This window comes from Lentibacillus cibarius (assembly GCF_005887555.1).
Classification (GTDB): domain Bacteria; phylum Bacillota; class Bacilli; order Bacillales; family Amphibacillaceae; genus Lentibacillus; species Lentibacillus cibarius.
In genome coordinates, this window is sequence record NZ_VCIA01000001.1 from 161,574 (window position 1) to 173,272 (window position 11,699).

The 11,699-nt window shown below is 40.5% G+C and carries 13 protein-coding genes and 1 pseudogene; 2 read left to right on the plus strand and 12 right to left on the minus strand.

Annotation, left to right across the window (positions count from 1 at the left end):
* Nucleotides 1–165: 165 nt before the first annotated feature.
* Nucleotides 166–1,365: an IS110 family RNA-guided transposase gene (locus FFL34_RS00825; RefSeq protein ID WP_138600488.1), complete on the plus strand. Its 1,200-nt coding sequence runs from the start codon at nt 166–168 to the stop codon at nt 1,363–1,365.
* 470 nt (nt 1,366–1,835) lie between these two features.
* Here the strand turns inward: FFL34_RS00825 and ltrA are convergent.
* The 4 genes and pseudogenes from ltrA to FFL34_RS00845 all read right to left on the minus strand — a co-directional run bounded on the left by ltrA (nt 1,836) and on the right by FFL34_RS00845 (nt 5,904).
* Nucleotides 1,836–3,627: pseudogene (gene ltrA / locus FFL34_RS00830) on the minus strand (group II intron reverse transcriptase/maturase).
* 732 nt (nt 3,628–4,359) lie between these two features.
* Complete coding sequence (locus FFL34_RS00835; protein WP_138600490.1) at nt 4,360–4,614, minus strand: hypothetical protein; 255 nt, start codon at nt 4,612–4,614, stop codon at nt 4,360–4,362.
* 160 nt (nt 4,615–4,774) lie between these two features.
* The gene (locus FFL34_RS00840; RefSeq protein ID WP_138600492.1) at nt 4,775–5,161 is read right to left on the minus strand and encodes an ACT domain-containing protein; all 387 of its coding nucleotides are present in this window, start codon (nt 5,159–5,161) and stop codon (nt 4,775–4,777) included.
* 524 nt (nt 5,162–5,685) lie between these two features.
* The gene (locus FFL34_RS00845; RefSeq protein WP_138600494.1) at nt 5,686–5,904 is read right to left on the minus strand and encodes a hypothetical protein; all 219 of its coding nucleotides are present in this window, start codon (nt 5,902–5,904) and stop codon (nt 5,686–5,688) included.
* A 235-nt stretch (nt 5,905–6,139) separates the two neighbouring features.
* On the opposite strand from FFL34_RS00845, the gene FFL34_RS00850 reads away from it, so the two are divergent.
* Nucleotides 6,140–6,418 carry a hypothetical protein gene (locus FFL34_RS00850; RefSeq protein ID WP_138600496.1) on the plus strand — a complete coding sequence of 93 codons (279 nt, stop codon included), beginning with the start codon at nt 6,140–6,142 and terminating at the stop codon, nt 6,416–6,418.
* A 192-nt stretch (nt 6,419–6,610) separates the two neighbouring features.
* On the opposite strand, the gene FFL34_RS18975 is transcribed toward FFL34_RS00850, so the two are convergent.
* The 8 genes from FFL34_RS18975 to FFL34_RS00885 all read right to left on the minus strand — a co-directional run bounded on the left by FFL34_RS18975 (nt 6,611) and on the right by FFL34_RS00885 (nt 11,547).
* A complete protein-coding gene (locus tag FFL34_RS18975) occupies nt 6,611–6,688 on the minus strand; it encodes a putative holin-like toxin (protein ID WP_411712831.1) in 78 nt (25 codons plus the stop codon).
* Between the two features lie 167 nt (nt 6,689–6,855).
* On the minus strand, nt 6,856–8,298 hold the full coding sequence (locus FFL34_RS00855) for a vWA domain-containing protein (RefSeq protein ID WP_138600498.1): 1,443 nt from the start codon (nt 8,296–8,298) through the stop codon (nt 6,856–6,858).
* Between the two features lie 63 nt (nt 8,299–8,361).
* Nucleotides 8,362–9,492: an AAA family ATPase gene (locus FFL34_RS00860; protein WP_138600500.1), complete on the minus strand. Its 1,131-nt coding sequence runs from the start codon at nt 9,490–9,492 to the stop codon at nt 8,362–8,364.
* Nucleotides 9,493–9,597: 105 nt separating this feature from the next.
* A complete protein-coding gene (locus tag FFL34_RS00865; RefSeq protein ID WP_138600502.1) occupies nt 9,598–9,885 on the minus strand; it encodes a hypothetical protein in 288 nt (95 codons plus the stop codon).
* A 21-nt stretch (nt 9,886–9,906) separates the two neighbouring features.
* Nucleotides 9,907–10,086, minus strand: coding sequence for a hypothetical protein (locus FFL34_RS00870; RefSeq protein WP_138600504.1), 180 nt, complete (start codon nt 10,084–10,086; stop codon nt 9,907–9,909).
* 80 nt (nt 10,087–10,166) lie between these two features.
* The gene (gene radC / locus FFL34_RS00875; RefSeq protein WP_234031385.1) at nt 10,167–10,847 is read right to left on the minus strand and encodes a RadC family protein; all 681 of its coding nucleotides are present in this window, start codon (nt 10,845–10,847) and stop codon (nt 10,167–10,169) included.
* Between the two features lie 89 nt (nt 10,848–10,936).
* Nucleotides 10,937–11,308 (minus strand): hypothetical protein, encoded by a 372-nt coding sequence (locus FFL34_RS00880; protein ID WP_138600506.1) that lies wholly within the window; start codon nt 11,306–11,308, stop codon nt 10,937–10,939.
* Nucleotides 11,305–11,547 (minus strand): hypothetical protein, encoded by a 243-nt coding sequence (locus tag FFL34_RS00885; protein ID WP_138600508.1) that lies wholly within the window; start codon nt 11,545–11,547, stop codon nt 11,305–11,307. Before FFL34_RS00885 ends, FFL34_RS00880 begins: the two co-directional genes overlap by 4 nt.
* Nucleotides 11,548–11,699: the final 152 nt, after the last annotated feature.

Sequence of the window (11,699 nt, forward strand, 5' to 3'; positions counted from 1 at the left end):
TCGCGCCCGTGGGACACTGATCCCGTCCGTAATACTGTCCACCCCTTCCTTATAGAAACATGTTTGAGGCTGGTTGGGACATGATCCCGTATAACACACGAAGCTATGAAACTATAAGTGAAAGAGGGGCGCACCGGCGAATTTATTAAAGGAGTTGTGATTTTCATGGATCCTGTTATTGGTCTGGATATCGCTAAAGGCGAAAGCCAGGTCCAAGCCTTTTTAAAAAGGAAACAAACTTATAAGCAGAGCTTTAAATTTGCTCACGATCTACAGGGACTTCATGCTTTTTATCGATTTTATCAAGAAGTGGAACAGGTTTCTGGCCAAACACCAGCTGTAATCTTTGAATCTACTGGACACTATCATGAGCCTGTGCTTCAATTTCTTGAGAATCATGATGTAACGTATTATTTAATCAATCCGGTGGTTTCCTATGAAGCCAGAAAAACGAGTCTACGCAAAGTGAAAACGGACAAAATTGATGCTTTCCATCTAGGGGAGCTGTACTACAAAGAAGATTTGGAAGTTTTCCAGAGAAAAACAGAGCAGTATTTAAATCTGCGGCAGTTAACCAGACAACATAGTGCTTTAACAGACAGCTATGTCGAAATCAAACTTCAGTTTCAGGCTGCTCTGGATCAGATTTTCCCGGAATATCATGGTGTTTTCAGTGATCTTTATGGCAAGATGTCGCTCAACACCTTACTGCATTATCCGACTTCTGTGGATGTTCAAAAGATCTCGCAGGAAACCTTGGCCACCGAAATGCGTCAATTTGGAGCCAAACGTTCTGATGCATGGTTTAGGAACAAAGCTGCTCAATTAAAGGATGCGGCGGATCGCAATCCATTTCAACAGCCAGTCTGTCATGGTCATATTGTCAGCATACAGATGTATATTCAAATGCTCTTTCAATACCAGGAGCACCTATCTAAGTTACAAAAAGAGATAGACGCCCTGGCTGAATCCTTTTATGATTATGAATTGATCCAATCCATTCCCGGCATCGGAGGCAAGATTGCGGCAACAATCCTCTCTGAAACAGGTGGAATGAATCAGTTCGAACACCCCAAGCAACTAGCTGCCTATGCGGGTGTAGACCCTTCCGTTTTTGAATCCGGGAAGTTTAAGGCCTCCATCAACAAAATCACAAAAAGGGGGTCATCAAGATTGCGTCAGACTCTTTATACGGCTGTACAATGCGGTCTCGCCAAAAATCGGAACAAGAAGCTTATAGCCTTCTATGATCGCAAACGAAACGAGGGTAAGCCACACAAAGTCGCTGTAATCGCTTGTGCTAATAAACTAATTCATTGGATTCATGCCATGTTGAAACGGCAAGAAGTTTTTGTAGATCAATAATATAGAGTTTGATTTATTGCCAATTTTCAAAACCTTATTGGCCTCACAATAAGGCTATTTGGATTGTTTAATTTTAGTCTGACATGTTTTTTATAACTTTTTTAGACCGAATTGTTGACAGCTATTAGCTGGTATTGCTTAATACTCGAATACACATATTACACTAACCCTTATGATCATTTTTTGCCCTTTTGACAGATCGCACAACCAACCAGGTGACGAAACCAACCAAGGAGACAAAAATGATCAGCGCAACATTGGCAGTACCTATGATTTCCACTTTACCCCTCCTGTTATTGATGTCTTAAGATATGTGATTTTTCAAGAATAGTCAGCAATAGGTAAGCCTTTGAAGTTATCTCCAGCTTTTCCCCTGCTCCACACAGAGCGTGCAGGTTTCCCCGCACTCCGCGTTCCATCTACCAAAATTACTCGATTATAAGTTCCTCGTTACTTCATATTTGAGATTTTCACACGGATTCAAGCTTACACTTTTCGCGGAATCGATTGACCTTTTGAATCATTCCGCTAGTAAGTTGAAATTTCCTTTTGAGTTCATCAATCATCTCTTTATCCATAGTATGAATCAATCGATGCACGTCTTCATGGATAATGCGAAGGTTATTAAATTGATCACTTCCTCCAAAATTTAGCGGCAGGTAGTGATGACAATGGACATCTGAAGCAGGTAGCTCCATACCTGTAATTTCGCATTTACCCATTTTCATGCTGTACCGGCTGATTCGATTATCCAAATATTCAACGCTTCGGTTCGGAAGTGTTGATTTCATCAACTCACCAACTTCCCGTTGGATATCCGGGCGCAACTTTTTGTGTATTTTATCCCTGCCTTCTTTGTAAAAGGAGTCATTTCCGGACTGAATCCCATGGTGTTAACCGTTTTAACATCCGCTAGCGGGAATAAATATACACCAGCGATTTGAAATGTTTTAAAGCTACTGTGATACAGCTTTTTATAAGTTGGCGGTGGATTAGCCGGACGGCCGTATTTACCTACTGGTCTGAGATGATTATATATGAACGCTCTTAAGTCATAGGCAAGACGTGAGAACTCCAGATTGACCTTAGTAGCCCTTTTGAAATAATAATGTATTCCCAGAACAAAACTGTTAAAACGCAAAGCATTAAGAGCCGAAGGCGACGACCTGATTCTGCGAATCAGCTTCCGTGCTTCTTCCTTGATTTTACGCTTTTTATCCGGTTTAATACCGGTACGTGCGACTCGCTTTTTACGCTTTTTATTGGCACGAATAGTGAAGCCTAGAAATTCGGATTCCCGTTTCCGAAGATTCACGATTTGTGATTTTTCCGGCGATATATCCAATTTCAAACGGTCTTTAAGGTAAAGCCTTACAGCGTGGTACCATTTCTGAGCTGTTTTGCCGTCCTTACAAAGTATTTTAAAATCGTCCGCGTAGCGGACGAGATATCCTTCTTTTAGGTTCGTTCGTTTCTTGGCATGCCTTGCAGAATCATCTGAGCTATATGGATTAGTAAGAGGAAACGTCTCCCATTGTCCAGCAACCCATTGGTCAAGGTCATTGAGCACTATGTTTGCCAATAACGTTGATAATAATCCGCCCTGGGGTACGCCCCTGTAGGTATGCCTTCCCCATCAATTTCAGCTTTCAGCATTTTGTCAATGCAGGCTAATACCTTCCGGTCTTGAATCCCCATGTTCCACAGTTGCTTTATAAGCAGCGTATGGTTAATATGGTCAAAGAAACTTTTAATATCAACGTCAACCACAAAGTGAAAGTGGGATAGATTAATAAGTTGTTGAATTCTTGCCATCGCATGGTGCGTCGAGCGGAGAGGCCTAAATCCATAACTATGCTTATAGAATCTGGCTTCCGCGATTGGTTCAAGTACCTGTTTAAAACTTTGTTGGATAATGCGGTCTAGGATACAAGGAATACCTAGAGGTCTCCACTTTCCATTGCCTTTATCTACCCATTTCCGTCTGACTTTCTTTGGGCGATAATTTTCTAATTGCCTTCGAATTTCCATTACTAGTTTTGTTTCAGGCCACTTTTTCATGTCATGGATAGTATTCCCATCGGTTCCAGGTGTTTTGGAACCCTTATTCGATTTAATGGTACGATAAGCTAGTAAAATATTTTCTCTTGATGTGATAATGCCGTAAAGATGAGAAAAGGGTTGTTGTTTTAAGCTTTTATCGTACAAGTCTGAAAATGTCTCCGTCATTTCGTAGTAATCCCAATATCGTAAAGCTTGCACTGTGGCACCTCTCCTTTCGGAGTGATGTTCCCACGTTCTTACCCGACCGGTGCAATACACGAATGGAAAATAATCTTTCAATTTCGCTAGACTTGGGGCTATTCCTCCACTCCCATTACAGGAGGTTCATCAGTCATGCCCCTACCCTCAAAAGGATAAATACCTTTCGGCACAAGCCTTATAGTAACCGTTTAGGGTGACAGCCCCTGTTACAACGTTCCTAGTTTTCCAAGTCCCTTACAACCTAGCTTTCCTTTCTGAACTTAGGTGTTCCCCTGTAAGCCTGTGAGCTGGATACCGCCTTTGTTCGGCATAGCGTGTTTCAGAGGGCGCATTTTTACTCCACACCACTCACGTCATCGTTAGATGACCTATAAGATTTCCTTATAGTCAATCTTTAGACCCGTATGTTCAGTTGTTCGTCAGTTTCATTCCGCTGAAACCATTCTCACCTTATCCAGTTTTTCAGCCATGCGGCATATCCGTCAGCATACCTTCTCCTTGGGAGTGGCTCCAGCCTTCGTTCTGCCGAATCTACCTGTACTTCAGACCCCATAACCTGTCAGTTATGACGCATGCAGGAGTATTGATGGGATGGTTTCGGGAAACATGGTTCCGTCATTCCCATCCTCGGTTGTAACGTTTAGATAATAATCTTGTATAATCTACTGCCTTTCGCGTTTGAACACGTTTATAGCAGAACTTGTCGACCGGCGCCCGATAGTTGAAGAGTTACTTTGCCTTTGTAATAACTTTAAATAATCCAAATACGAATAAAGTAATTCCCATAACTAATAATAACCCAACAAAGAAATTATCAAAGACACCTGGCATACTTGGTTCACCAGGATAAGAACCACTTCCGTTCAATTTTACCGGAAAGCTTTCACTGGCGTATTGAAATACAGCAATAAACCTTTCCAAAGTAAATAAAATACCACTTAATGCAATCAATCCAATTCCCGTAAAGAAACTCATTTTCCCCATTGTTCTCTCTCTCTTTTCTATATCTTATTTTTGTTAATGGTATCATATCTTTCTTAAACTATTCTATCCGTTAGTCTAATAAGCCTTCTTCAATTAAAGGCTCCAGTGTGTTGAATGCTGTTATTAAATAAACGCGCCCGTTTCTGGCATAAGGAAAAAATTACTCTCCACGGATATTGTGGCCGTCTTTTGTTAATACCTCTAGGGCCTTTTCTAAACTATGTTCCTTTATCAATAGGTAATCAGTGTTGTAAGTCGAAACTGCAAATATGCTAATACTTGCTTCTGCAAGTGGCGATGCCAGCGATGTTAAGACTCCAGTGAGAGAAAAGTCAAGGGGGCCATCAACTTTAATGCATCTCCAACCTTTTTCAACAACCATTTCATGATTATCTGGAATGACATTTTCCAAACAGACAACCGACAGTTCCTCTTCCGTGTATGTAACTGAAATAAACTTTTTGTTATCAAAAATCCATGAAGGGATGTTCTTATCGGGGCTACCTTTTAAAATTGCAATCTTTTCATGTAAAACAGATAGATTCATTTCGTTACTCCTTTCAACTAATGATCTTGGAATAAGTTCATCATGTCCCATTAACGTACAGCTTTGGATGATACTTATTCAATAATGGCCATCTCCGCAAGCTAGGGCGCTACCTCTGTTCCTGATAAGCGCCCTTTTGTTTAAGACGATATTTGTTTCTTAACCCTTAGTATAAAAGGATATAACAGTGATAGTCCAAAGGCGGATATAATAATCCGACCTGTTATCCCAAATTTATTACCTTTCCACATAAGGATAAGCCCTGCTGGGAAAAATAAAATTAACATAAATACTACAAACCAAGTCCTGTAATAATAAGGGTAGTTCTCTGACATTGATTATTCTCCTTTCTGTTGTTTTGTTTAAAAATAGTAGAACTTCCATTTGTTCAACTAAATGGCCCGTTAATGGAATAACTTTTTGGTCGCTTAACAACTCCTTATAAATATATATGCTTTTCTTTCTCATAATAAATATAGCTATAATAAATTGGCAGCCACCAATTTTTCTGTAGTAAGAAAATGTTATCTTAGAGTTTCAAAAAAGTCATATTTATCCACGATATATCTAAACGTTCCGAAATCCTTCAAAGCATATTGCAATGCATAGCAATCTTTATGCATCACTGAATTCAAGACATCCAAACAGACTTCCTCATAATATTCAACAACATTACCGCATTCGGCACAGCACAATTTTGTCACAGAACCATCCCCCATTTGCTTTATTAAGTTTTCTAACATAAATGTTTATCCTTATTACTATAATATTCGGCAAAGTTAACTAAGAATCCTCTTTTTTAAACAAGGGTTTTCCTTAATTCAACAAAAAGTGATATAGTCGAGAAAAGTTTGTATTGCACTGGTTGGATCATGAAATAATCACATTAGTATCCCGCTAAAATGGAATAAACCGCACACAGTTTGTTATTGTGTTCTATACAAGAAAGTAATATTTTAGAGGCAAAGGAATGAGACTGTGGCAAAAATCATCCCGTTTCAAACACGAGCACAATTGGAACAGAAAAAACGTGATAAGGTTTGGGCTGACTGGGAAGAATGGCTAGAATTCGAAGAGTATTACCTCCATCAAGAGCTGACAACAAATAATGATCATGTTCCTCAAGAAGACCAAGAAAACGATAAAAAAATAACAGAACAGGAAATTATTGAGGACGTACGACAACACCTAACGGATGAAGAAATGCAAAAAATTAAAGCGTTTGATGCCTGGCTACAGCAACATACCAATAAATAATCATCCAATTATATCTTAGAAAGCACTAAGTGTTTGAAAACACAGCCAAATGAGGTATAATAACAGTAGATAATCATATACTAAAAAGACCGAATGGTGCACTAACACCAAACGGTCGAGTGTAACAGCCCTTCAAGGGGGCGGCTCGCAACAAGGATAACCACCTAGTTGCTTACCAGGCTTATAGGGTGGTTATTTTTTGTTTGACATAATCGACACGACTAACGTTGCAAATGCAATCATTAGCAAAAGTGTTTGGAATACTGTCATAAGGCATCACCCCCTTTCCAGGGGAGTGAGCCACCACCCATGAAAGCCTTATTACACCTTCTATCATTGTAACAAACTTAGCTATTTTATGGGGAATGGTTTTCCAAATTAATCCCTGTTAAATATAAAAAAGACCCTAGAACCACATTCTAGAGTCTTTCTGCAGATTATAGTTCAAATGCCGAAAAACTTCCTTCATCCGTAAAGTCCTGAATCTCCACGACTTTATCGGAAAAGAGCTTTACTGTATCACTTTTTGATCCGACTAATAATGATATCACGTTAAAACGCTTTTTCTTTTTATGCTCCTGAAACTTTTGGCGAAATGAATCGGAAAGGTTATCTTCCCCATCTGTTACAAAAATGATATCCGCATCTTTCAAGATACTCTCTTGCATCGCCTCTTCTGCTTCCTGCAATGCACCTTCAAAGTTCGTGCCGCCACCAAGAAAATGTTGACATAGACGCACCATATCCTGTGACGACATGTTTCCTTTTTTATAAATGTATCGTTCTGCGTGACTGGAAAAAGGGATGAATGCAAAATCGCGCTTCTGTTTTTTGGCGATACTCATTAAAGCCAATGCAAACCCTTTGGCTTGGTTATCCAAGTTCTTCATACTGCCGGACTGATCTAAACACAATACAATCGGGCCTTTGCCTAATGCCTTTTTGCCTTTCGTATCATGTTGGCGTATTTTACGTTTGGCAAAACGACGTAGAAATTCTGCTTTGGTTCCTTCATGTCGATATAAGGCTAACTCGGACGGCAATAACTGTTCCGGATTGTTACCAAGAGTCACCCCATTTCGACTGGTCGAATTCTTATAGTTGCTTTTCTGCTTTTTACGTGCTATCTGTTTAAACCGTCCAGCCCATTCGGTTATCTTTTGAATGGATTTATCCTTTTGAATACGATCAGCTAAAGCAAGTTGGTCACGTAAAGGCATATTGCGTAGTTCGGCTTCTCCGCTACCGGGTTTCGTACCACCAACCAGAGCTTTAACACTCTCTTTGGTATTTTGGGTATCCTCCATGGCCTGTTGCATGGCTTTATCGAATCCATGATGATCCTGTTTTAAAGCATTGGCCACATAATCATGAAGGTCTTCGGTCTTTTGTTGGACATCGGTTTGAAGTTGTTGATTAACTCTGTCCGATCCATCGTCCCTTTCTTGTTTTTCGATCTGACGCTGCAAAGCATTTACTTCTTGCATATGCTTATCCAGCGCTTCATCCTGTTCACGCTGTTTTTCCAACCAGTCTCGTGTTTGTTTACCAAATTGGACCGTCCCAATGGCTGAAGCTAAATCATCAAGCTTCGTATACGCCCGATAGGATTCAAATTTTTCATCACGCAGGATACGCTCCATGAAAGCGTGATTCGTTTGATACGTTTTGGAAACATCCTCAATTGGCTTTAACTGTGGTAAGGTTTTATACAAACCAGCCCAGATATCTCCCAGCAATGCCTCATAGGTGGGGAATACTTTCTCTTGATTCAAGTTTTGCAGCCCTTGTGATTGTTGATAAAGCTTTGCGAAACGTCTTTTATCAAATTGGTCTGTGTTCATGACTGACTCAGTTGTATCCATTATTTTCGGTAACATGGTTTTTCATTCCTTTCTCCTATAAAAAAAGCCAGGACTCACAGCCCTGACTTTGCGTTTATTTTATAATGTCGGTTCCTGCACCGGTTCCAATATCGAATCGGTAAGCTGTTCCGCATGTTGTTTTAATTTAGCTTCCATGGCCTCCAACGCTTGTTGGCGCTCAGGATGTCTATCTTGTAATTCCTGCACTTCTTTCATTAAGGCTTTTAATTTACGATTGGCTTCCAATACATAATCAGTAGTGTCATTATCGGTTAGTCCCTGCATAATTTCTTGTGCTTCACGATCAATCGATTCCTGCATCATGGCTACCTCATCCTGTGCGTTGCGACGAATAACGGTGGCTACGGTATCACGTTGATCAATATGTTCCCACAAAACATGCTGTAGAAACAGCAGATCTTCCGGTTCAACGATTTGACGCTGTTCAATTAAAGCCTTTGCCTGTAACACAGCATGCGCTTTTCGGAAACGACGATCGGATGGATGAATGCCTTCATCGCCCAGTTCCACCCAGATATCAGCTATTTTTTCATAAATCTCATGAGGAATTTCTACCATTTCTCGTAGAAATTGCAGACTTTCCAGTTCCTCCAGTGTCATTGATGGCATGGTCACTGGCTGTTCGTTTCCTTTGAGCATGTTCAAGAAGTTGCTATGGTCTTTTATCGTATCCACATCAAAACGTATTAAGAAACGGTCAAACAAAGCCTCTAATCCTTCATCGTCTTCCGGGTACTCATTCGAAGCACCGACAAGCGTCATTAATGGCATTGCCATTTGTTCATGTCCGTTCTCGAACGTTCGTTCATGAATAGCCTTTAATAAAGCATTTAGTATCTCGGAACTGCTCTTAAAGATTTCATCAAGGAATACCAGATGAGCTTCCGGCATTTTGGCATCGGTATTATGCTTATAAATCCCTTCTTCCATATCTTTCAGCATCACGCCCCCGAACACTTCATCCGGGGTGGTGTACTTGGTTAACAACCACTGGAAATAAGTTGACCCGTCTATCATGGTTGATAATTCTTCGGAAAGCGCACTTTTGGCTGTTCCCGGTGGTCCTACCATAAGCATATGCTCTTTGGCTAATAACGCTATCAGCATGCCTTCAACCTGTTTTTCCCGCTCCATATACTTTTCATTTAGCGCCTGCTGCATTTGTTGTAACTTTTGAAGGTTATCCATCGTATTTTTGCTCCCTTTCTTGGTTTTCTGGCTGGCATCTCAACAGCATCTATCCCCTTTTGACAGAAAAATTCCGCCTAACGATTAGACGGAATTTTGGTCTCGTTAATATTCATGTGGCAATAACCCCGTACAGATAATAGAACCCTCGGATTCATCAAAAATGAACCATATATTTTCCGGAATGGTTAACGATAGTTCATTCAAAACATGATCGTTTCCATCAGTTACAAGCGTGGTAACCTTATTTGCATGAAACGCAATAAAGTAGCTTTCCGTTGCAAACGTTGCTGCTGTTTTAACCATATGCTCTACATCTGTAAAAGGCAGAACACCCTGCTGGATATAGTTTTCTATACCTGGTGTCAAAACCACGAAACATTCGTTTATCATGACATAACCCCTTCCAATTTTTTAACCTGCATGAACATGGAACGATTTGTACTGTTCAACAATGGATTCAAAATGATCATCCGCCCATTCGTACAAGCAATCATCCTCACAGAAAAAGACTTCCTCATGTTCATCGAACAGGGCATTATCCAACGGCAAATAACCGCCGCACTTTTCACACATCACGTTTGTTTGACGCATGTTTAGCCACTCCTTTTGATTTCTAATAAAAAGACATCCGAATCGACATTCAGAATGCCTTTTATAACTCTTATCACTTTTTACATGAATCCTTTTTCTTTCAGGCTTACAAACTGCCGGTCTCCAATCACCACATGGTCTAATAATTCAATGCCAATGGTTTTCCCGGAATCAGCCAGTCTGCGTGTGATGTGCCCATCTTCCTGGGACGGTTCCGGTGACCCACTTGGGTGATTATGGGCAACAATGACAGATGCAGCCGAACATTTTACTGCTTCCCGGTATAATTCTCTCGGATGAACAATCGAACTGTTCAAGCTACCGACAAACAGCGTCTTTTTGCGGATTAACTCATTTTTCGTATTTAAGAATAACCCAACAAAATGTTCCTGTTTTAACTGCCGCATTTCTTCCATCAGAAAATCAGCTGCATTCTCAGGTGAACGAATCATTGTTGTGGGTTCTGCTTTGCTTTGGGAATAACGTTTACCCAGCAATAAAGCTGCATGGAGCGTTAATGCTTGGTTACGCGTTAATCCTTCTGCTTCCATTTCTTCAACAAACATGTCAGCCAATTCCGGTAAGGCATATTCGCTGAGTTTCTGCACCGTTTCTTTATTGGCAAACGGTCCCAAAACGACTGATAGCATATCGGTTGTATGAAGAATAGCGTGATTGCCAATGGATTCGTATTTAGCTACGGCCTCTCGAGCCTTTTGAATAACCGTCATGTAATCTCCTTTTCCATGCAACACAGGCACCAGATGGCACCTGTGTTGCATGCCATCTGATTGTTATGCCTTGATGGAAGGCTTATTTTTTAGTAGACTAAACTTAACTTAAATTTTATTTAATTTCTTTTACGTGACGTAAACCTTTGCGTCACTTTTTTTGTGCCTAATTGCGATAGACGCTGTTCATCCCAGCCCAGTTTATTGATATTCGATTTCGATATCGACAACATTGACCAGGGATCTGTGCCTTCCATCGCCATTTCCCGTGCAACCTGTTTTAAATGGCTGCTGTCAAACTGCCACGAAACGGACTCAAAATAATCCCAGACCTCTTCACCGGTATCCACGCCGCCCTGTTCTTTGACGTAGGCTTTTAACTCATCCTTCATCTGCTTCAGAGCAGCTTCGGTCCGGTTAATGTCGTTAGCCAGTTGAACCGCTTCATCGTGTGACTGCAGGCCATGTTGCATTTTGACTGCGTTGCTCATTGTACAGCGCTCCTTTTCTGCATATTTTCAAACGAACCAATACCACGGAATGTTACTTCCTTGGCAGAGATCATCCGAAAGATACGATACGCCTCGTCTTGGCTCAATCGCTTAATCTCTTTTCGTCTGGATAAGTGAAAATATTGTTTTCCCTTCCGAACCAAAAATTGGTTCTCATTTGTTTCATCGGCATAAGCGATGAAGACCTTTTTCTGCTTTTTGAACCATGCGTGTGACATGTTCATACCTCCCTTGTAAGAATTTTATATAATAAAAAAAGCCGACTAATCCCCTAAGGGATCAATCGACTTTTTTATTAGCATGAAAAAAGCATTGCTTTACGCAATACTTGTTTTAATGACTAGAGGTGATACACTTGTTGTGTATATTT

Coding starts and splice junctions, on each gene's coding strand:
- FFL34_RS00880 (WP_138600506.1), bottom strand. CDS start 11,308: ATGAGCAACGCAGTCAAAATGCAACATGGCCTGCAGTCACACGATGAA.
- FFL34_RS00860 (WP_138600500.1), bottom strand. CDS start 9,492: ATGGATAACCTTCAAAAGTTACAACAAATGCAGCAGGCGCTAAATGAA.
- FFL34_RS00885 (WP_138600508.1), bottom strand. CDS start 11,547: ATGTCACACGCATGGTTCAAAAAGCAGAAAAAGGTCTTCATCGCTTAT.
- FFL34_RS00840 (WP_138600492.1), bottom strand. CDS start 5,161: ATGAATCTATCTGTTTTACATGAAAAGATTGCAATTTTAAAAGGTAGC.
- FFL34_RS00855 (WP_138600498.1), bottom strand. CDS start 8,298: ATGTTACCGAAAATAATGGATACAACTGAGTCAGTCATGAACACAGAC.
- FFL34_RS00845 (WP_138600494.1), bottom strand. CDS start 5,904: ATGTTAGAAAACTTAATAAAGCAAATGGGGGATGGTTCTGTGACAAAA.
- FFL34_RS00870 (WP_138600504.1), bottom strand. CDS start 10,086: ATGCGTCAAACAAACGTGATGTGTGAAAAGTGCGGCGGTTATTTGCCG.
- FFL34_RS00835 (WP_138600490.1), bottom strand. CDS start 4,614: ATGGGGAAAATGAGTTTCTTTACGGGAATTGGATTGATTGCATTAAGT.
- FFL34_RS18975 (WP_411712831.1), bottom strand. CDS start 6,688: ATGACAGTATTCCAAACACTTTTGCTAATGATTGCATTTGCAACGTTA.
- FFL34_RS00865 (WP_138600502.1), bottom strand. CDS start 9,885: ATGATAAACGAATGTTTCGTGGTTTTGACACCAGGTATAGAAAACTAT.
- FFL34_RS00825 (WP_138600488.1), top strand. CDS start 166: ATGGATCCTGTTATTGGTCTGGATATCGCTAAAGGCGAAAGCCAGGTC.